The 19,606-nt window shown below is 71.3% G+C and carries 13 protein-coding genes and 4 pseudogenes; 10 read left to right on the top strand and 7 right to left on the bottom strand.

Going from position 1 to position 19,606, the window contains the following annotated elements:
* Positions 1–30: 30 nt before the first annotated feature.
* Both ABZ656_RS12415 and ABZ656_RS12410 read right to left on the bottom strand, forming a co-directional pair.
* Positions 31–781, bottom strand: a pseudogene (locus ABZ656_RS12415) (molybdopterin-dependent oxidoreductase); the annotation flags it as partial.
* Positions 782–922: 141 nt separating this feature from the next.
* Positions 923–2,206, bottom strand: coding sequence for an MFS transporter (locus tag ABZ656_RS12410; RefSeq protein WP_360267208.1), 1,284 nt, complete (start codon positions 2,204–2,206; stop codon positions 923–925).
* A gap of 320 nt (positions 2,207–2,526) precedes the next feature.
* Between ABZ656_RS12410 and ABZ656_RS12405 the strand changes: the two genes are divergently transcribed.
* Positions 2,527–2,949 carry a pyridoxamine 5'-phosphate oxidase family protein gene (locus ABZ656_RS12405; protein ID WP_101402282.1) on the top strand — a complete coding sequence of 141 codons (423 nt, stop codon included), beginning with the start codon at positions 2,527–2,529 and terminating at the stop codon, positions 2,947–2,949.
* 108 nt (positions 2,950–3,057) lie between these two features.
* Here ABZ656_RS12405 and ABZ656_RS12400 read toward each other — a convergent pair whose 3' ends face one another.
* Together ABZ656_RS12400 and ABZ656_RS12395 are read right to left on the bottom strand one after the other, a co-directional pair.
* Positions 3,058–4,065: a nitroreductase family protein gene (locus tag ABZ656_RS12400; RefSeq protein ID WP_360267204.1), complete on the bottom strand. Its 1,008-nt coding sequence runs from the start codon at positions 4,063–4,065 to the stop codon at positions 3,058–3,060.
* A gap of 521 nt (positions 4,066–4,586) precedes the next feature.
* Positions 4,587–5,420 carry a DUF2249 domain-containing protein gene (locus ABZ656_RS12395; protein WP_360267201.1) on the bottom strand — a complete coding sequence of 278 codons (834 nt, stop codon included), beginning with the start codon at positions 5,418–5,420 and terminating at the stop codon, positions 4,587–4,589.
* A 403-nt stretch (positions 5,421–5,823) separates the two neighbouring features.
* Between ABZ656_RS12395 and ABZ656_RS12390 the strand changes: the two genes are divergently transcribed.
* From ABZ656_RS12390 to ABZ656_RS12365, 6 genes and pseudogenes are all read left to right on the top strand, one after another.
* Entirely contained in the window at positions 5,824–9,522 is a 3,699-nt protein-coding gene (locus ABZ656_RS12390) for a nitrate reductase subunit alpha (protein ID WP_360267198.1), read from the top strand.
* Position 9,523: 1 nt separating this feature from the next.
* On the top strand, positions 9,524–11,068 hold the full coding sequence (gene narH, locus ABZ656_RS12385; RefSeq protein ID WP_360267195.1) for a nitrate reductase subunit beta: 1,545 nt from the start codon (positions 9,524–9,526) through the stop codon (positions 11,066–11,068).
* A complete protein-coding gene (gene narJ, locus ABZ656_RS12380) occupies positions 11,065–11,856 on the top strand; it encodes a nitrate reductase molybdenum cofactor assembly chaperone (RefSeq protein WP_360267192.1) in 792 nt (263 codons plus the stop codon). The genes narH and narJ overlap by 4 nt, the downstream gene beginning before the upstream one ends.
* Positions 11,853–12,623, top strand: coding sequence for a respiratory nitrate reductase subunit gamma (narI, locus tag ABZ656_RS12375; protein ID WP_360267189.1), 771 nt, complete (start codon positions 11,853–11,855; stop codon positions 12,621–12,623). The genes narJ and narI overlap by 4 nt, the downstream gene beginning before the upstream one ends.
* A gap of 11 nt (positions 12,624–12,634) precedes the next feature.
* Positions 12,635–13,255 (top strand): vitamin K epoxide reductase family protein, encoded by a 621-nt coding sequence (locus ABZ656_RS12370; protein ID WP_360267186.1) that lies wholly within the window; start codon positions 12,635–12,637, stop codon positions 13,253–13,255.
* Between the two features lie 68 nt (positions 13,256–13,323).
* Positions 13,324–13,584, top strand: a pseudogene (locus ABZ656_RS12365) (DUF6457 domain-containing protein); the annotation flags it as partial.
* A 245-nt stretch (positions 13,585–13,829) separates the two neighbouring features.
* Here the strand turns inward: ABZ656_RS12365 and ABZ656_RS12360 are convergent.
* The 3 genes from ABZ656_RS12360 to ABZ656_RS12350 form a co-directional block, all read right to left on the bottom strand.
* Positions 13,830–13,973 carry a hypothetical protein gene (locus ABZ656_RS12360; RefSeq protein WP_360267183.1) on the bottom strand — a complete coding sequence of 48 codons (144 nt, stop codon included), beginning with the start codon at positions 13,971–13,973 and terminating at the stop codon, positions 13,830–13,832.
* Between the two features lie 296 nt (positions 13,974–14,269).
* Positions 14,270–15,262 (bottom strand): nitroreductase, encoded by a 993-nt coding sequence (locus ABZ656_RS12355; RefSeq protein WP_360267180.1) that lies wholly within the window; start codon positions 15,260–15,262, stop codon positions 14,270–14,272.
* Between the two features lie 1,037 nt (positions 15,263–16,299).
* Complete coding sequence (locus ABZ656_RS12350) at positions 16,300–16,818, bottom strand: DUF1003 domain-containing protein (protein WP_101403952.1); 519 nt, start codon at positions 16,816–16,818, stop codon at positions 16,300–16,302.
* A gap of 516 nt (positions 16,819–17,334) precedes the next feature.
* On the opposite strand from ABZ656_RS12350, the gene ABZ656_RS12345 reads away from it, so the two are divergent.
* The 3 genes and pseudogenes from ABZ656_RS12345 to ABZ656_RS12335 form a co-directional block, all read left to right on the top strand.
* Positions 17,335–18,057: a CBS domain-containing protein gene (locus tag ABZ656_RS12345; protein ID WP_101402273.1), complete on the top strand. Its 723-nt coding sequence runs from the start codon at positions 17,335–17,337 to the stop codon at positions 18,055–18,057.
* A gap of 439 nt (positions 18,058–18,496) precedes the next feature.
* A pseudogene (locus ABZ656_RS12340) lies at positions 18,497–19,105 on the top strand (iron-containing alcohol dehydrogenase); the annotation flags it as partial.
* A 236-nt stretch (positions 19,106–19,341) separates the two neighbouring features.
* Positions 19,342–19,503, top strand: a pseudogene (locus ABZ656_RS12335) (DUF4389 domain-containing protein); the annotation flags it as partial.
* Positions 19,504–19,606: the final 103 nt, after the last annotated feature.

Genomic DNA, 19,606 nt, shown 5'->3' with positions numbered 1-19,606 from the left:
GGGCGGACTGCTGTTGCCGCCAGTACGCGTGCCGGGCACCGGTTCGCACTCCCCCGCCCTCCAGTCCCGCACCTTCCCCCGCGGGTTGGCCAGTTCGTCGGGGGTGTCGTGCAGCAGCGCCGCGGCGACCACATCCCTTCGTACGCCGAGATGGCCGGCGGCCTGGCGGCTGAACTCCTTGGCGAGGGTGTGGAAGGCGTCCCAGTCGGTACGGGTCTGCCAGGGCGGGGCGATGGCCGGGTTGAAGGCGTGCACGAAGGGGTGCATGTCCGTGCTGGACAGGTCGTGTTTCTCGTACCAGGTGGCGGCCGCCAACACCACGTCGGAGAAGACCGTGGTGCTGGTCATGCGAAAGTCCAGCGTGAGCAGGAGGTCGAGCTTGCCCTCGGGGGCCTTCTCCCGCCACACCACATCCCGCGGACGGGCGTCCGACGGGGCCTCGCTCGCCCGGACCGCGTGGTCGGTGCCGAGCAGGTGTTTGAGGAAGTACTCGTTGCCCTTGGTCGAGGAACCCAGCAGATTGGCCCGCCAGATGGTCAGCACCCGTGGGAAGTTCTCGGGTGCGTCCGGATCCTCGCCCGCGAACCGCAGCCGCCCGGCCTTCAGTTCGTCCCCCATGTGCTCGGCGACCGGGCGGCCCGCGATGACGGCCTCGTCGGCCAGGTCCAGCGGGTTGCGGTCGAAGGTCGGATACGACGGCATCCATCGGATACGACGGCATCCAGCCCATCCGCGCCGACTGCGCGATGACATCCGCCGTGGTCTTCCCGGCGAACGGGCCGCCCGTGCCCGGACCGGCCGCTGCGAGGGTGTCGGCGGAGAACGGGTCAGCTCGTCGATCGACGCCAGGGACTGGCAGCCGCAGTACTCGCACACCGGTCTTCTCCCTGTCCTTCGTTCCCGTTGGTCTGTCCGCTCGCCCTCACGCGGTGGTGCCGGCGGTGCGGTGCCCGCGCCGACCGCCGGTGCGCGGCTTCCGCTTGCCGCCTTCAGCTGCGGCGCGGACACCGGTGAGGGCGAAGGCCAGCGCCGCGGCGGCAACGATCGCGAGCAGGACGAGACCGATTGCGTACGAGCCGTACTCGCCGTACAGCGAGCCCATCACCAGCGGCGGCAGGAAGCCGCCCAGGCCGCCCGCGGCGCCGACCACGCCGGTGACCGACCCGACCTGGTTCGCCGGGGTCAGCAGGGCCACCAGGGCGAAAGTCGCCCCGCTGCCCGCGCCGAGCGCGGCGGCCATGGCCAAAAAGGCGACGGTGCCCACCGGCGCCAGGGCCGGAGTGAACGACTGCACCACCGCGCCGGCAACGACCGCGGCCAGCGAGCCGGCCAGCACCCGGACCGGGCCCACGCGGTCCGACAGCCAGCCGCCGATCGGACGCATCGCGACCGCCAGCAGCACGAACCCGGCCATGCGGTTCGCGGCGTCCGCCTGGGTCAGGCCGTAACCGGTCTTGAGGTAGGTGGGCAGGTAGACGGAGAAGGCGACGTAGCCGCCGAAGGCCACCGCGTACAGCGCGGACGCCTGCCAGGTGATGCTGAGCCGGGTGGTCGCGGCCAGGCGGCGGGCCAGCGGCTCGGTCGGTACGGTGCGCCCGGGTGCGTCGCGCAGCAGCAGCGCGGCGGCCACGGCATACACGGCCAGGACCGCGGCGGTGATCAGGAACGGAGTCGCCATGCTGTTCGCGTCGACCAGCTTCACGGTGGTCAGGGCGCTGATCGCGGTGCCGCCCATGCCGGCACCGAAGACGCCGATGGCAAGACCCCGCCGCTCGGGCGGGAACCAGGCGTTGACGAAGGGCACGCCGACGGCGAAGGCGGTGCCGCCGATGCCGAGGAAGAACCCGCCGGCCAGCAGTGCGGCGAGGGAGGAGTGCCCGGCCAGGCCGAGGTACAGCACCGGAACGATGGTGGCCGCCGACACGATCGGGAACATGACCCGCCCACCGAACCGGTCGGTCAGCGCACCCACCGGGATCCGGCACAGGGAACCGACCACGACCGGCACCGCCACCAGCAGCGACTGCTCGAACGACGACAGGTCGAGGCCGTCCTTGAACCGCGGGCCCAAGGGACTCAGCAGCGCCCACGCCCAGAAGTTCACAGCGAATCCGACCGTGGCCAGGGCCAGCATCAGCCATGCCCGGCCGGACACCGGAGCACCCGACGGCGAGCTCCCACTCTTCGACTTCAACGGCTGGACCATGTTGTCCGTCCCTTTCCTCTGCGTGGTGGTACGGCGCCACCGGGATCGCACGCGCACAGCAGGCCCCTTGCCTGCCCAACGGCATCCCGTGACCACTGTCCGCATCCGGATTCGTCGACGGGATGGGCCATGAGTCCCTACCGACGGACACACAGGCCCTGTCGGGTCCGGCCGTCCTTCCCCACTCCCACCACCCCGTGCACCGAGTTGCCGGCGCGGCCTCCGCGAAACAGCGGCCACGGCCGGCGCTCCCGTCGGGATGCCTCAGGGAGGGCCGGTCGGCCCTATCCCCTCGCGGCTCCTCCATGGACGATGGACCGATGTCCCAGAACGACGCCTTTCGCGCACTCGACCGGCAGGAGTGCCTGCGCCTGCTGACCAAGGTGCCTGTCGGCCGCGTGGTGTACACCCGGCAGGCACTGCCCGCGGTCCTCCCGATCAACTTCTCCCTGGACACGGACGACTCCGTCCTGCTGTGCACCTCGCCGGACTCGGACCTTGCCGGCACCATCGACGGCGTCGTGGTCGCCTTCGAGGCGGACGAGTTCGACGCGGCAACCCGGTCCGGCTGGAGCGTGGTCGTCACCGGACGGGCCACCGTGGTAACCGACCCCGCCGAGCACGAGCGGCTGGCGCGGGCCGACTTCAGTTCCTGGATGCCCTTGCAGGACGCGGTGTTCGTACGGATCGAGTCCAAGATGGTCACCGGGCGCGAGCTCAGGGGAGCGCACTGCACGCAGTGAGGCGCGCAGCCAGCCGCGACGGCTGGGCTTCCGACGCCTGCCGCGCGGACAAGGCGCGAGCCGACGGCCGCGAGCCGACGGCACGGAGTCAGTCCGCCGGCTCGGTCCTCATATGAGGGCCTCCGGCCCCGGCCCCGCGACGGAACCAGGCAGGTGTGCAGACGCGCGGGGCGTCCTGCCGCCGTCCGGGCCGTATCCGAAGCGGATCAGCAGTTGCGGGCAGCACCGCTGCCTCGATCCGGCCGTCTCCGCCCGCAGGTCCGGCCACTCCATCGCCTGGTGCAGCATCGAGGTGCGCACCCCGTGCCGGGTCGCCGTGAGCAGCACGCGTTCCAGGGCCTGGCCCGCCCTCAGCCAGTCCTCCCGTCGGTCGCGCGCGGTCCACAACAGGGCTGCCTGGGCGTGGCGTTCGAAGCGCAGGGCGGGAAGGCGTGGCGCGGGCAGCTCACCGGTGAAGTCCCGCACCGGCATCCGCCCGGACGCGTCCCGCGGTCCCAGAGCTGTCAGGGGAATGCCGTAGGAAGTGTCCGCTCCCGGGGCTGTGATCCAGGTGCGTGTCTCAGCCGTGCGGTCCGGGTGGTCGGCGTTGCGGGCCTCGGCCGCCTGCGTCAGGCGCAGCAGGTGCCGGGTTGTCATGATGTCGGGAACATCCAGGTGCGCGCCCTCGGCACGGGCCGCGCTGATCATCTCGGTCACGATCGGGTCCGGCACCGGGCGGCCGGTGAAGGGCATCCGGCTCGTGTGGCGCCGCTCGATGGCCTCATACAGACCGTCCAGGGACGGCTGCCCGTCGGCGACGGGCCCTGCCGTCAGTTGCACCGTGGCCAGCGGGCCGGGATCGTCCGTGGCGGGGAACAGCCGCACGACGGGGTTCCAGCCCAGATGCACAGCGGCCAAGCGGAGGTTGAAGACGGCCGCACCCACCGACAGGTACTGGGCACGCCGCTTCGGGTCGGCCCTCGGCAACGCTCGTTCCTGGTCGACACGGACCTCGATCGACCGGCTGTCAGGGTCCAGGCGGAACCGCCAGGGCTGTGTGTTGTGGATCGACGGTGCCGCCACCGCCGCGGCCAGCAGGGCCTGAACGGCTGTGGCGTCGACTTCCCGGGTCTGCATCTCGGCTCCTTCGCAAGCTCTCCCCCTGTATCCGTCAACCCTCCGCCGCCATCTCGCTCGGGGGGGGAGGGTTGACCGGCCCCTCACAGCGGGCCATGCGGCCTCGAATGACGAGCCGGACGACGCAGAGAGGACCCGCCGCGGACGCGGCAGTGGGCATCGGGGCACGCGTCGCAGCCCCCCCGATCCGACGAGAGCGGATGGCCTCTTCGGGCTCTACCGGTCGGCCGCGTCGTGCCGCTGGCGGCGGATGGCATGGGCTGTGGCGCTCATCGCACGGCCCTTCCCAGCGCCTTGGGGCTGCGTCCGGCCGCCCTTGAGTCAGGGCAGACGAGGCGGGCGGCCGGACGGTGACCGGACCGGACCGTGCGCGGCACCCACCGCGAGCGACAGCGGTGGAATCGGCCTCGATGGCGGTCGACATGGTGGTCGTGCACGGGATACCTCCGGTTCGGTCGCCGTCAGCATCCACCGGCGGCCGTGGTCGGCGCGACGGCCGAAGGTCTTGTGGGAGCGCCGCGTCAGCTGTGGCTGAGCCGGAGCCGCCAGGCTTCCGGGCCGCGTTCCAGGTACTCCACCGAGAAGACCCCGGGGCTGCGCTGTTCGATCTGCGCGAGCAGCGGCAGCGGGTCGCGCGGGGCAACCAGCACCATCGCGGTGCCGGCCGGGACGGCGTCCAGCGCGCCGAAGACCGTGGCATGGCGCAGGGCATGCGGAACCTCCCGCACATCCAGCTCGGGCTCGGCCGTCTCCTCCGCACCGCCGCAGCCGCATACTCCACCCCAGCCGCCGGTCTCCTCGGTCTGTTCTTCCTGCACGTCCTGTCCTTCCTCGGTGTCCTGGGTTCCGTAGGCGCCCTTGGCGGGCGTTTCGTCGGCGAGCCGGTGGTGCATGTCCGCGAGCAGCTCCGCCAAAGAGACCTCGGGCGTCATGGCGAGCAACGGCAGCACAAGGCCGTTCTCCTTGGCCACGTGTTCTTCGAAGAGCACCTGCAGGGCCCGCGCGTCGGCCGCCGCGCCCACGGGGCTGGGTGCGGTGCGCAGGGCGTCGACGAGCGAGGTGAGGCAGCGGTGTTCGCCGATCAGGCTCTCGATGAGCAGGCGAGCCTCGGGCATGCTGTGGGCTGCGGGGTAGAGCGCGGCTTCCTCGGCTGCGGCATGCGGCAGCAGCGAGCGGTCGCAGAAGGCCACGAGTCCGGCGTGGATCTTCTCGGCGGCGCTCGGGTCGCGTTCCATGGCGGTGAGCAGCATCTTCACCCGTCCGGCCAGCTCCCCGGCCAGGCGGGCGTGGTGCGCCCCGGCGCCTTCAAGGGCCGTGGCGTCCTGGGGGTCCGAGGCGAAGGTGAGCACGCTCATGACGGTCTCTCCAGCTGTTGGGGCCGGCGCGGCCGGCCGAGGCGGGCGGGGATGGCATTCCGGGTGCCGACTCCGGGGGCGGATGCCGCGTCCGGCCGCGGTGTGCGGCCGGTCGCTCGACCGAACCGGGCGCCACGCGCCGTACGCGCTGCGCCTGCGGCAGCCAGGGACGGGGGATTTGGCCGCCTGGCAGGCACGGAATGCGGTCGTACAGATGGGCATCTGCGGTTCGGTCAATGCCCAGCATGCAACGCCGGCCTCACCCGGCTCCCCCGCCGACCGGCCCCCCGGTACCGGGACCATTGGTCCCTATCACGACCGCCCGGACTGGGCCGGACGGTCATCCGGCAGGGACCGCCGGCCCCAGGTGCACCAGGGTCCGCCCCTCCTAGCGTTCCCAGCCATGGAGAACGATCAGAACGAACGACAGCGCGAGTCGCGCGGCGCTCAGACCTGGCCGCTCGCGGCCCGGCGACTGCTCACCCGCCGCGAGGTGTCCGCCGACGGACGCGCTGTCTTCGGCACGGGCGACGCCAAGTGGGAGGGCTTCTACCGGGACCGCTGGGCGCACGACAAGGTGGTGCGCTCCACACACGGGGTCAACTGCACCGGCTCCTGCTCGTGGATGGTGTACGTCAAGGACGGGATCATCACCTGGGAGCACCAGGCCACCGACTACCCGTCGATCGGCACGGACTGCCCCGAGTACGAGCCGCGCGGCTGCCCGCGCGGGGCGTCGTTCTCCTGGTACACCTACTCGCCCAGCCGGGTCCGCTACCCGTATGTGCGCGGAGCGTTGCTGAAGCTGTGGCGCGAGGCCCGAAAGCGGCTCGGCGACCCGGTGGCCGCCTGGGCCGAGATCACCTCCGACCCGGCGAAGGCGCGGGCGTACAAGCGGGCCCGAGGCAAGGGCGGCCTGGTACGCGCCGACTGGGACGAGGTGAGCGAGCTGGTCGCGGCCGCACACGTGCACACCGTCAAGGCGTACGGCCCCGACCGAGTCGCCGGCTTCTCCCCGATCCCGGCCATGTCGATGGCGTCCTTCGCAGCCGGCGCCCGGTTCATGTCGCTGATCGGCGGCACGCTGCTGTCGTTCTACGACTGGTACGCGGATCTGCCGATCGCCTCGCCGCAGGTCTTCGGCGACCAGACCGATGTGCCGGAGGCGGCCGACTGGTGGAACGCGGGCTATCTGATCATGTGGGGCTCCAACATCCCCGTGACCCGCACGCCCGACGCGCACTTCCTGACCGAGACCCGCTACAACGGCACCAAGGTCGTCGCGGTCAGCCCCGACTACGCCGACAACGTCAAGCACGCCGACGAGTGGCTGGCCCCGCACCCCGGCACCGACGGGGCGCTGGCGATGGCCATGGGCCACGTGATCCTGCGCGAGTTCCTGATCGACCGGGAAGTGCCCTACTTTCACGACTACCTGCGCAAGTTCACCGACGCCCCGTTCCTGGTGGCCCTGCGCGAGCACGACCACGGTCTCGTCCCGGACGGATTCCTGACCGCCGCCGACCTCGGACACGACACGGAACACGCCGAGTCCAAGACCGTTCTCCTCGACTCGGCCACCGGTGAACCAGTCGTGCCGAACGGCTCGCTCGGCTTCCGCTGGGGGGAAGCCGGTCAAGGCCGCTGGAACCTCGACCTGGGCGACATCGTGCCCGAGTTGAGCCTCTTCGAGCGGGCCGAGGAGACCGCCGCCGTCGCCCTTCCCCGCTTCGACGAGGGCAGCACGGAGGGCGGCTCGGTCATGGTGCGCGGGGTGCCCGTACGCCGGATCGGCGGGCGCCTCATCACCACGGTCTTCGACCTGATGCTGGCGCAGTACGGCGTCGCGCGCCCCGGCCTGCCGGGCACCTGGCCCACCTCGTACGACGACGCGGCCGAGCCGTACACACCCGCCTGGCAGGAGACCATCACCTCCGTCCCCGCCGAGCAGGCGGCGCGCATCGCCCGCGAGTTCGCCCGCAACGCCGAGCGCACCAACGGCCGCTCGATGATCGCCCTCGGTGCGGGCACCAACCACTGGTTCCACTCCGACACCATCTACCGCGCCTTCCTCGCGCTGACGACCATGACCGGCTGCCAGGGCGTCAACGGCGGTGGCTGGGCGCACTACGTCGGTCAGGAGAAGGTCCGCCCGCTCACCGGCCTGCAGCATCTCGCGTTCGCCTTCGACTGGCAGCGGCCCACCCGGCACATGGCGGGCACCTCGTACTGGTACCTGAACTCCGACCAGTGGCGCTACGAGGCGTTCGGACCCGACGAGCTGGCCTCCCCGCTCGGGGACGGGCGGTTCCAGGGCAAGGCGTTCGCCGACTGCCTGGCGCAGGCCGTGCGGCTGGGCTGGACGCCCGGTCACCCCGGCTTCGACCGCAACCCCCTCGACCTGACGGACGAGGCGGCACAGGCGGGCCGGCCGGTCGCCGAGCACATCGTCGACGAACTCAAGTCCGGGCGGCTGCGGTTCGCCGCCGAGGACCCCGACGACCCGGCCAACTTCCCGCGCGTGCTCACCGTGTGGCGGGCCAACCTGCTCGGTTCCTCCGGCAAGGGCAACGAGTACTTCCTGCGCCACCTCCTGGGCACGGACGCAGCGGTCCGTGCCGAGGAGACCCCGCCCGAGGGGCGCCCGAAGGAGGTGGTGTGGCGGGAGGAGGCCCCTGAGGGCAAGCTCGATCTGCTGGTCACCATGGACTTCCGGATGACCTCCACCAGCCTGCTCTCCGACGTCGTCATGCCGGCCGCGACCTGGTACGAGAAGGACGACCTGTCCAGCACGGACATGCACCCCTTCGTGCACGCCTTCACCCCGGCCATCGCGCCGCCCTGGCAGGCCCGAACCGACTACGACACCTTCCTGACCATCGCCGACAAGTTCAGCGAACTGGCCGCCGAGCACCTCGGCACCCGCACCGACGTCCTCGCGGTGCCGCTGCTGCACGACACCCCCGACGAACTCGCCCAGCCGGGCGGAGTCGTACGGGACTGGAAGTCCGGCGAGTGCGAGCCGATCCCGGGGCGGACCATGCCGAAGATAGTCGTCATCGAACGGGACTACGCCGCGACCGCGCAGAAGATGCGCGCCGTCGGCCCGCTGCTGGACACCCTGGGCACCACCACCAAGGGCGTCACCGTCCACCCGAACCAGGAGCTGGACGAACTGCGGCACCGCTGCGGGGCGGTCCGGGACGGAATCGCCGCCGGGCGGCCCTCGCTCGCCACCGCCTCCGACATGTGCGAGGCGATCCTGGCCCTGTCCGGTACCACGAACGGGCGCCTGGCCACGGAGGGCTTCCGGGAACTGGAGCGGCAGACCGGCAGCGAGGGCCTGGTGGAACTCGCCACCGAGCGCGAGGCGGAGCGGATCACCTTCGCCGACACGCGCACCCAGCCCCGCGCGGTGATGACGTCGTACGAGTGGTCGGGCAGCGAGACCGGGGGCCGGCGCTACTCGCCGTTCGTCATCAACACCGAGCACAAGAAGCCCTGGCACACGCTCACCGGCCGCCAGCACTTCTTCGTCCAGCACGACTGGATGACCGAACTCGGCGAGCAACTGCCCGTCTACCGGCCCCCGTTGAACACGCCCCGGCACTACGGCGACGAGCAGCTGCACGAGACCGACCGGGCGGAGGTCACTGTCCGCTACCTGACCCCGCACTCCAAGTGGTCCATCCACTCGAACTACCAGGACAACGCGCACATGCTGGCGCTGTCCCGCGGTGGCCCGGTGATCTGGATGTCCACCGCCGACGCCGAGAAGATCGGAGTCAAGGACAACGAGTGGATCGAGGCGTACAACCGCAACGGCGTCGTCGCGGCCCGCGCCGTGGTCACGCACCGGATGCCCGAGGGCACGGTGTACATGTACCACGCCCAGGACCGCAACGTGAACGTCCCGAAGACCGAGATCAGTGGCAGGCGCGGTGGCATCCACAACTCCTTGACCAGGCTGCTGCTCAAACCGACGCATCTCGCGGGCGGCTACGCCCAGTTCACCTACGCCTTCAACTACTACGGCCCGACCGGCAACCAGCGCGACGAGGTCACCGTCATCCGCCGCCGCAGCCAGCAAGTGGAGTACTGACATGCGCGTCATGGCACAGATCGCGATGGTGATGAACCTCGACAAGTGCATCGGCTGCCACACCTGCTCGGTCACCTGCAAGCAGACGTGGACCAACCGCACCGGCGTCGAATACGCCTGGTTCAACAACGTCGAGACCAAGCCCGGCGTCGGCTACCCGCGCCGCTACGAGGACCAGGAGCACTGGAAGGGCGGCTGGATGCTCGACAAGCGCGGGCGTCTCGTCCTGCGCTCCGGCGGCCGGATCAAGCGACTCCTTTCGCTGTTCTCCAACCCCGACCTGCCCGCCATCGAGGACTACTACGAGCCGGTCACCTACGACTACGACAACCTGGTCAGCGCCCCGGCCGGCCAGGACATCCCGGTCGCGCGACCCCGCTCGGTCCTCACCGGAAAGCCCACCGCCATCACCTGGGGCGCCAACTGGGAGGACGGCCTGGGCGGCGCGCCCGAGAACGCCGGCGGCGACCCCAACCTCACCGGGGAATGGGCGGAGAAGGTCAAGTTCGAGTTCGAGCAGACCTTCCTCTTCCACCTCCCCCGCCTGTGCGAGCACTGCCTCAACCCGGCCTGCGTCTCCGCCTGTCCGTCCGGCGCGATGTACAAGCGCGTCGAGGACGGCATCGTCCTGGTCGACCAGGACCGCTGCCGCGGCTGGCGGATGTGCGTCACGGCATGCCCGTACAAGAAGGTGTACGTCAACCACGCCACCGGCAAGGCCGAGAAGTGCACCTTCTGCTTCCCGCGCATCGAGGCCGGGCAGCCCACCGTCTGCTCCGAGACCTGCGTGGGCCGGCTGCGCTACCTCGGGCTGCTGCTGTACGACGCCGACCGCGTCGGCGAAGCCGCGGCCACACCGGACGAGAAGGATCTGCTCGACGCCCAGCGAGGTGTGTTCCTCGACCCGCGCGACCCCGAAGTCATCGCGGCCGCACGGGAGGCCGGCATCCCCGAGGACTGGCTGGACGCCACTCGCCGCTCCCCCGTGTACGACCTGGTCATGCGCTACAAGGTGGCGCTGCCGCTGCACCCGGAGTACCGCACGCTGCCCATGGTCTGGTACGTCCCGCCGCTCTCCCCCGTACTGGACGCCGTCGACACGGCGGGCGGCAACCAGGACGACCCCGACCACGTCTTCGCCGCCGTCACCCGGCTGCGCATCCCGCTGGAGTACCTGGCGGAGCTGTTCACCGCCGGGGACACCGACGTCGTCGCCGGGGTGCTGATGAAACTCACCGCACTGCGCTCGTACATGCGCGAGCGCACCCTCGGTGAAGCCGGCGACGAGGCCGTGCTCAAGGCCGTCGGCCTCACCGCGCGGGAGGCGGAGGACCTGCACCGGCTGCTCGCCGTCGCCAAGTACCAGGACCGGTACGTCGTCCCCGCCGCGCACAAGGAGGACGCCGCCGCGCTGACCGCGATGGAGAACCGCTGCCCGGTCGAGTCGTCCGGCGACCCGGCGGACGCCGGTGCCCGACGAGTGATGCTCGGCATCCCCACCCTGCGCCGCCGTGCGCCCGAAGCTCCCGCCGGAGGCCGTCCGTGAGCCCGCTGCCCGCCACCATGTCCGCCCTCGTCCGCACCCGCGTCCGGGCGGCCGTACGCCGCCCGGCCCGGCTCACGCCTGAGGAGGCTGAGGCACGTACTCTGCTGCTGCGGCTGTGTTCGCTACTGCTGCAGTACCCGGACGCCGAACTCACCGCCGCCCGGCCGACGCTGACGGCCACCGTCGAGGCGCTTCCGCCCTCGCCCGCCGCCGAGCACCTGGCCGCCTTCACCGCCTGGCTCACCGACCAGGAGACAGAGGCTCTTGAGCGGCACTACGTCGAGATGTTCGACCTGCGACGCAAGAGCAGCCTGTACCTCACCTACTACCTGCACGGTGACACCCGCCGCCGGGGCATGGCCCTGCTCACCTTGAACCAGCGGTACCGAGCCTCGGGCTGGGACACCGACGGGGGTGAACTGCCCGACCACCTCCCGGTCGTGCTGGAGTTCGCCGCCCTCGTAGGCCCGGGTGGTGGCGAGGCCCCGTTGCGTCAGCACCGCCGCGGCCTGGAGCTGATCCACCGGGCACTCACCGACGCCGACTCCCCGTACCGGCACGTACTGGCCGCGTTGCTCACCCTGCTGCCGCCGCCCACCGAGGCGGACCGCGCGGCGGTGGCCCAGCTCGTCGCCGAGGGCCCGCCGAACGAGGAGGTCGGCCTCGACCCCTACGGGACCTACGGGGACGGGGAGTTCGCACCTCCGGACACCTTCGTGCCGCCGCAGCCCGCCCGGCCGACCCGTGTGCCACCCGCTCCGGCCAGCCGTACGGAAGGCCCCCGATGAACGACGTACCCACGCCCCTGGCGGCCGCGTCCACGAGCGGCGCAGACCTCCTCCTGTGGGTCGCCGTCCCCTACATCTGTCTCGCGGTGTTCGTCGCCGGGCACGTCTGGCGCTACCGGCAGGACCAGTTCGGCTGGACCTCCCGCACCAGCCAGCTCCTCGAACACCGGTGGCTGCGCTTCGCCAGCCCGCTGTTCCACCTGGGTGCCTTCATGGTGATCGCCGGGCATGTGGTGGGCCTCGCCGTTCCCGCCTCGTGGACCGAGGCCGTGGGCATCTCCGAGCAGGCGTACCACACCACGGCCGTCTGGGCGGGCTCCGTGGCGGGCGTCGCCATGGTCACCGGGCTCGGCATGCTGTGCGCCCGCCGCCTGCTGACACGATCGATCCGGCTGGGCACTGACCGCAGCGACAAACTGCTCTTCCCACTGCTGTCCGCCACCGTCCTGCTCGGCATCACCGCCACCGCCGCGCACAACGTGTTCGGCGCCGGCTACGACTATCGCTCCACCATCTCTGTCTGGTTCCGGGGCCTGTTCGTCCTCCAGCCGCAGCCCGAGGCGATCGTCGGCGCCCCGCTGCTGTTCCAGCTGCACGCCCTGACCGCCTGCCTGCTCTTCGCGGCCTGGCCGTTCACCCGGCTGGTACACGTGTGGAGCGCCCCGATCGGTTACCTGGCCCGCCCGTACCTGGTCTACCGGCGACGGGCCACACCGACGGCGGGGGCCCGGCCCCGGTCTGCCTCCGGCTCGCGCCGAGCCGCATGAGACACCGGCCCATGCTCACGCCGGACGCCGCGACCGCCCGGCGCGAGCACGTCGTCGGAGCGAGCCGCCGAACGGGCCTGGTCATGCTCGTCACCGGGATCGTCGGCTGGCTCGCCGCCTTCCAGCTCACCGTGGACGACTGGCGGCTCCTGCGCGACCCCTCCTACCAACCGCCGTGCAACATCAGCCCCGTCGTGAGTTGCGGCAGCGTCATGTCCAGCCCGCAGGGCAGCCTGTTCGGCTTCCCCAACATGCTGCTGGGACTGGGTGCCTTCGCCGCCGTGACCGCCTTGGGCATCGCCGTGCTCTCCGGGGCGCGCCTGCACCGTCGGCTGTGGCTCGCGCTGGACGCCGGGGCGCTGGCGGCGGTGGTGTTCGTGCACTGGCTGATCGGGCAGTCCCTCTACGAACTCAACAAGATCTGCCCCTACTGCGCCGTCGTCTGGGCCGTCACCATCGCCCTGTTCTGGTACCTGACCCTGCACTGCCTGGACCGGGGAATCGTCCCCGTGCCCCGGGGTGTGCCGGCGGTCGTCCGGGACACGCACTGGATGCTGCTCGCCGCCTGGTACGGGGTGATCGCACTCCTCGTCCTCACCCGCTTCTGGCCTTACTGGAGCAGCCTGCTGTAGCCGGCCACCGCACGCCGCACCACCCACTCGCTGGTCACGCGGACGAAAGAAAGAAGATCATGGACGACGTACTGCAGGAATGGACGGCCGCTGTGCAGGCCGACCTGCGCATCGATCTCGAAGTCGACCGGGCCCTGCTCCTCGCCCTCGCGGGGAATGCCGCGCACGGCGTCGCCCGGCCCGCCGCCCCTCTGACGACCTTCCTGGTCGGGTATGCGGCGGGCCGTGCGGGCGGCGGCCCCGAGGCGGTGGCCGGTGCGGCCCGGCTCGCCGGTGAACTCGCCGCCCGGTGGGCCGGTGAGGCCGACCACGGCCCCGGGGCCGCATGACAAGACCTCCGCGCTGCCTGTAGTGCCCAGAACCCCTGCGCCCCTGACCTTGCGATTGTCTGCAAGGCCAGGGGCGCAGGGGCATGCGGCCACGTCGGCGCGGTCAGGCGGACGCCCCGCCAGAGTCGTACGGCCGGCCGAACAGGCTGACCGGTGAGGCGGCGTTGCGGACTTCTCGCAGACCGGGGTGGCGTCGCCGCAGCCGGCGCCCCGGGCGCCGGTTGCATCGTGAACCAGGATGCGGGTCAGCCGTGGCAGGCGCCGCCGAGGCGGACCGTGACGATGCCGTCGTGTACGTCGACGAGTTCGTCCAGGGCCCCGCCGACGGCGGGCAGGGCGGCGCGGACGACGGCGGCCGACTCGTACGGAAGCTTGGATCTCCTCAGCAACGGGGGTGTGCAGAGGGGGACGGGTCTCACCACCGTGTCCGGGTCGGGTCGGGTCGGTGGCGGGGATCCGCCATCGGCCTTCGCGGTGGCCCTCGGTTCACATCGGGCCGGACACTCTGCACGCCGGGGCCGTCGGCCCGGTCACCGGGCGGCGCCTGCCCGGACGGCTCTGCCGACCCATCCGCATCAGGGTGTCAGCCTGGTTTTCGTACGACTCTCCAGTGACGGGGGGCCAAACACGCCGCCGAACGTTTCCGGCCGGGAGTGCCCCGTCCGGCAGGCCGCCCCTCAGCCGCTCACGCGATCTCGAGGACGTCCCTTACGGGGCGGCGGGGTGTGGCCGGGCCCCTCGGGCCGTAGCCGATACGCAGCACCATCTGCACCTGGCCGGTGCCCGATTCCGGGTCGCGGGCCAGCAGGCGCAGCTCGCGGTTCTCCAGGGCGTGGGAGGTCAGTGAGGTCGCCAGGTCGGCAAGGGTGGCCTCCAGCAGGACGCGTTCCAGCGCCTGCCCGGCGCACAGCCAGTCGGCGGGTCCGTCGCCGCGGGTGCTCAGCAGGGCCAGGTGGGGGGTGTGCTCGAAGGTGGTGGTGCCACGGTCGGCCACGGCACGGCGCCCGGCGAAGTCCCGCACGGGAGCCTTGCCGTCCCGTTTGCGCGGTCCGAAGGCGTACTCAGGGACGCCGTCGACGGCGGTGTCCGCCTCCGGCCCGAGCCGGGTCCAACGGACCAGGTCCTCGCTTGCGTCAGGATCCATGACGTCGCGGCTCTCGGCGTCGCGCACCAGGTCGAGCAGGGTCTCGGCATGCCAGGGGCCAGGGAAGAGCAGCTCGGCTTCCTCCCGCGCCGCCGCGTCCTGCAAGGTGGCCCGCATGTCCTCGGGGATGCCCTTCTCGGCGAAGGGGTGGCGGCTGGTGTGCCGCTGCCGGATCGCGGGATGGAGCCGCGCCAGGTCGTCGTCCCGCGAGCTCCCGGCCGGGTCGGCAAAATGAACGGCTGCAAGCAGCAGCGGGTCCTGCGGCTCGGGCAGCAGCCTTGTCTCCGGAACGAGGCCCGCGTGCGCGGCGGCGACGCGCAGGTTGAACAGCGCCGCCCCGCAGCCGATGTGCAGCGCCCGGTTGCCGGGATCGGACCGGGGCATGGCCCGCTCGGGGTCGGCACGCAGCGACATGACACGCTCGTCGGCGACGTAGCGGAAGCGCCACGGCTGCGCGTTGTGCATGGACGGGGCCGCGGTGGCCTCGGCCACCAGCATGGCCACCGTCTTCTCGTCGAGCTTTCGCAAACCCATGCCGGCCTCCTCGCATGCTCCCGGCGTGCCGGGCCCCCACCATCAGGTACCCCACTGAGCAGGTGGGTGCACGGCCTGACACCGCACACCACAGTGACGGTCGGTCTGCCCCGGCAGGCTGATCCCAGTGTCCTCCCGACGGGAGCCAGCGGTCCTGCGGAGTCCCGAACGCGACCAGTCACGACGCCGGCCTCCACCCCACCCCGGCAGAACACGCCGCGCAAGACCCCTGTCGTCCCCAAGCCAGGTCCGACAGCCCCTCCTCCGCCCACGCCCCCGGAGTGATCATTAAGTCAGGCACGGGCGCCTTGACCGTATCCACGAGGGGTTCCCCGTCCCCCCACGAGAACGGCGCCCGCGCCAGCGCCTTTGCCGGGGTCCGCCACGGCAGCGCGGGGGCCCGCCACGGCAGCGCGGGGGCCCGCAAGATTGCCCTGGCGCTGTCGGGCTGGTCGGCACTCGTCGGTCCGGCCGTCGCAGCCATGGCGATCAGCGCATGGCTACGGCACGTCCCCGGCGCCTCCGCCGGGCAGGCCGCCACGATGACAGCGCTCGGTCTGCTCTTCAGCGTCCCTGGTGTCACCTTGCTCACCGCGGAGGGCCGAGCGCACCGCCGTCACGGAAGAACGTGTACTGATCCGAAAGGCTGCGCACGCTCTCCCCGCAGCCACCGTGATGGGCGGCCGCCTGGGCAAGCCCGCCCGTATGTCCGTGGTGGGGGGGACCGCCGGGGAGCCGCATGCGCCTCCTGGGCGAACTCGTCGTCGCCAGCGGGCAGGCGCAGGATCGTGGCCCCCTTGCCGGAGCAGCGCAGTCCGTGCGGCGGGCTGCCGACGGTACCCCCGCCACCCGCACACCGATTCCTCACCTGCAGCATCACCTGCAGAATCACCTGATGAGCGATACACATTGACGCTGGACGGCACGTCAGCGCGGCACCCCAGACGCGCATTCGGTGAACAAGCCGTCGGGCCGGCGGCATCACCGCCCCGCCTGCCCGTCGAAAAGGAAGCCACCTGTGTCGTCGGTGCGGGGGATCAGAGGTATGTGGGGTTGATCGGCGTGCCGTCGATGCCCGCTTTGCTCTGCGCGATGATCTCCTGGACGTGCTGCTCGATCTCCTGCGGGTCCAGGCCGAGCATTTTGCCGATATGGACCGACCACACCTCGGAGCGCAGGTTGGTCTCGAAGTCCAGATCGGCGCGTACGTTCTCCCGCGCCGCCTGGCGGTTCTGGCTGACCATGACGAACGTGGACAGGAAGATCGCCTCCAGGCTGACGATCATGGTGAGCAGCCCGAAAGGATACGGATCGAAGATCCCCGCCTTCCCCAGGAGGCCCTCGTTCAGCGCGATCCATATCGTGAACCAGATGGCGTGCAGGTAGACGAAACGCATCGTGCCCGCGAACGAGGTGATCGCGTCGGCGACCCGGTCCTGCGAGCTGCGCGTCCGGGCGAACCGGACCCGCTCGTGGGGAAGGCGGACGACGGGCTGCCGAGGGGCGCTCCCGCCCGGGCGCGAAGGGCTGCCGTGGCCGTCGAAGTCCAACTTCATGTCGTCCATCCTGCTCGACCGGGACCCGCCGCTCGCGGTCAGGCTGTCGCTGCCGAACAAGGATCTGGTCGGCGCGGGCACAAGCCGTGGCGCGAGAAAGTGATCCGGCTGCGGACCCGGTCGGCCGCGCCGGACGGCGCGATCGTCCGGCAGTCCGGCGACGCGTTCGCAGGCGGGCCGAGGCACGGGCACAGGGTGTGGCCGCGTCCCGAACGGGCCCATCACGCCGAGGGCATTCGGTCCCCCGCCGAGGGCATTCGGTCCCCCGGTCTCAGGACGGTCGGCCCTCCCCCGGCCGGCTGTCGTGCGGGACGCTGAGAAGGCATCAGGGGCCGGCTCACCGGGACGGTCCGAAGGGACAGCAGCGGCCGCTTGGCCGACAGAGCCCGTGCGCTCCGGCCCCGATGCCATCGCGGACGCCGTGCCCCACACGACTTCACGCCGGCGGGCGTCCCGGCACAGCAGCATCCATCGCCCTCCTCTTGCGGACGGCGGACGTGGAAGGGAGTTGGCGTGATGAGCCGCATCGTCGGTGAGGTGATGACCAGTGAGGTCGTCGAAGCGCGCCGGGAGACGTCGCTCAAGGACGTGGCGCGACTGCTGGACCGGCACGGCATCAGCGGCCTGCCCGTGGTGGACCACGACGACAAGGTCCTGGGCGTGATCTCCGGGACCGACCTGATACGCCGCCGGGCAGCCCCGTCCGCACCCGGCCGCGGACCGCGGTTCCGCAAGTCCGCGCTGCACCGCTCCACCCGTCACGCGGCCATTGCGGCCCGGGCCACGACCGCCGAAGCACTGATGTCGACGCCCGCAATCACGGTGCACCCCGAACAGCTCGTCGCGGACGCCGCCCGCGTGATGGAACGCCACCACGTCGACCGCCTTCCCGTGGTGGACGAGGAAGACCGGCTGATCGGCATCGCCACCCGGCGAGACCTGCTGCGGGTCTTCCTGCGGACGGACGAGGAAATCCGCCGGAACGTGATCGACGACGTCCTGACGCGCGCCATGTGTCTACCGCCCCACGCCGTGATCGTCACGGTCCACGACGGCATGGTCGTCCTGGAAGGGCAGCTTGAGCGTCGCACCGACATCCCGCTCGCCATCCGACTGACGTGGCGAGTGGACGCAGTGGTCGGCGTCGTGAACAGCCTGACGTTCCGCATCGAGGATGCTCGTCCGCCCGAGCCGCACCCCTCAGACAGGATCACCCACCCCTGGCTGCTCAAACCCTGACCTCCGAAGCCGAGGCGGGCCGTTTGTCACAGCAGCCCGGCAGAGAGCGCCTTGCTCTCCCTCTCTCGGACGATGCAGGCAACATCCGGATCCTTGCGGTCCATCAGTGTCCGCAAGCAGGGCAGCCCGAAGTGGGGCCGGCGGCGCCGGCCGCACACCAACAATCACCGAGAACCTGACGTAGTTCCGCACGGCTTGGGCCACGCCCGACCACATCCCCTCGCCGACGCCTGCTGGGACCAACACCGAATCTGCTGACCGGTCGTGACGACCTGTGGGGCCGCCTGGCCCGGGCATCCAGGGCCTTTCAGACGCCCGCCGGGGACCGAGGGGACCTGGGTAGCGGAGCGATGTCCGAGAGACGCTGCCGGTGGAGCGGCGCCGATCCCCCGCAGTGCCGCTCTCATACGGGCCGCCGGATGCGCGGCTTCACGCCTGGCTGCACGCGATCCGGCTGATCTTCGACAACATCGAGCCCGCGGTCAACGACCGCGACGGACGGCCGGACGCGCGGGAGAAGATGCACAACGCCGGCACCATCGCGGGCATGGCCTTCGGCAACGCCTTCCTCGGCATCGTCCACGCCATGTCCCACACCCTCGGCGCCACCTTCCACATCGCGCACGGGCGCACCAACGCTGTCCTGCTGCCGCACGTCATCCGCTACAACGGCACCGTCCCGACGAAGCTGACGGGCTGGCCCAAGTACGAGAGCTACCGCGCCCCCGAGCGCTTCCAGGACATCGCCCGCACCCTCGGCCTGCCCGCCTCCACTCCGGCCGAGGGCGTGGAGTCCCTCGCCGGAGCCGTGGAACGCCTGCGCGACGCCGTCGGCATCGAGCCGTCGTTCCAGTCCCTCGGCGTCGACGAACGCGTTTTCCTCGACGCCCTGCCGCAGCAGGCCCTGAACGCCTACGAGGACCAGTGCGCGCCCGCCAACCCGCGGATGCCCATGCTCGACGACATGCAGGACGTCATGCGCACGGCCTACTACGGCCGCGCGGAGGCCCGGCCGGACGAGAGCGAGGGCGCGGTGGTCCCGGCGTGAGGTGCTCCGGCGTGGTTCCCCCGACCTGACCGGGCCTGCTGTGGTCCACTGCCGTCGCGTGGACCACAGCATCCAGGGTGCCGGGGGATCTCTCTCCCACAGGCTCCTCGTCCCTCCGGGCACGACTGTCCGGGCACGACCGTCCGGGACCGACGGCCCCGGGCAGTCCCCCATCGGCCCTCGTGGCGGCACCCCTTCAGGGCCGCGCTGGCCATCGGCCCAAGTCGGCGCACGGCACGGAGAAGTACCCGAAGGACCTGTTCGACTTGATCCTGGGGCTCAACCGGCGGGTGCTGAGGGTCGCCGCCTACGCCGCCCTGATGACGGACACCTATCCGCCAGTCCGGCTGGACATGGGCGGCGCCGAGCCAGGCGGCGGCCCCGAGAGACTGCCGTGACCGCGCAGCTCGCCTGCGTGAAGGCCGTCCTGACGCCCATCAGTGACGACGAGATGTACATCGCACTGGTCACTCCGGAACCGGGCAACCCGCGTCACGACCC

It is taken from the genome of Streptomyces sp. NPDC007095 (assembly GCF_040634475.1).
Lineage (GTDB): Bacteria > Actinomycetota > Actinomycetes > Streptomycetales > Streptomycetaceae > Streptomyces.
This window is presented reverse-complemented; position numbering and strand designations above follow the sequence as displayed.

What these genes read in the sequence shown, in the direction of transcription:
- narH (WP_360267195.1), top strand. Translation starts at nt 9,524, where the DNA reads ATGCGCGTCATGGCACAGATCGCGATGGTGATGAACCTCGACAAGTGC.
- ABZ656_RS12405 (WP_101402282.1), top strand. Translation starts at nt 2,527, where the DNA reads ATGTCCCAGAACGACGCCTTTCGCGCACTCGACCGGCAGGAGTGCCTG.
- ABZ656_RS12355 (WP_360267180.1), bottom strand. Translation starts at nt 15,262, where the DNA reads ATGGGTTTGCGAAAGCTCGACGAGAAGACGGTGGCCATGCTGGTGGCC.
- ABZ656_RS12350 (WP_101403952.1), bottom strand. Translation starts at nt 16,818, where the DNA reads ATGAAGTTGGACTTCGACGGCCACGGCAGCCCTTCGCGCCCGGGCGGG.
- ABZ656_RS12390 (WP_360267198.1), top strand. Translation starts at nt 5,824, where the DNA reads ATGGAGAACGATCAGAACGAACGACAGCGCGAGTCGCGCGGCGCTCAG.
- ABZ656_RS12395 (WP_360267201.1), bottom strand. Translation starts at nt 5,420, where the DNA reads ATGAGCGTGCTCACCTTCGCCTCGGACCCCCAGGACGCCACGGCCCTT.
- ABZ656_RS12400 (WP_360267204.1), bottom strand. Translation starts at nt 4,065, where the DNA reads ATGCAGACCCGGGAAGTCGACGCCACAGCCGTTCAGGCCCTGCTGGCC.
- ABZ656_RS12370 (WP_360267186.1), top strand. Translation starts at nt 12,635, where the DNA reads ATGCTCACGCCGGACGCCGCGACCGCCCGGCGCGAGCACGTCGTCGGA.
- ABZ656_RS12345 (WP_101402273.1), top strand. Translation starts at nt 17,335, where the DNA reads ATGAGCCGCATCGTCGGTGAGGTGATGACCAGTGAGGTCGTCGAAGCG.
- ABZ656_RS12410 (WP_360267208.1), bottom strand. Translation starts at nt 2,206, where the DNA reads ATGGTCCAGCCGTTGAAGTCGAAGAGTGGGAGCTCGCCGTCGGGTGCT.
- narI (WP_360267189.1), top strand. Translation starts at nt 11,853, where the DNA reads ATGAACGACGTACCCACGCCCCTGGCGGCCGCGTCCACGAGCGGCGCA.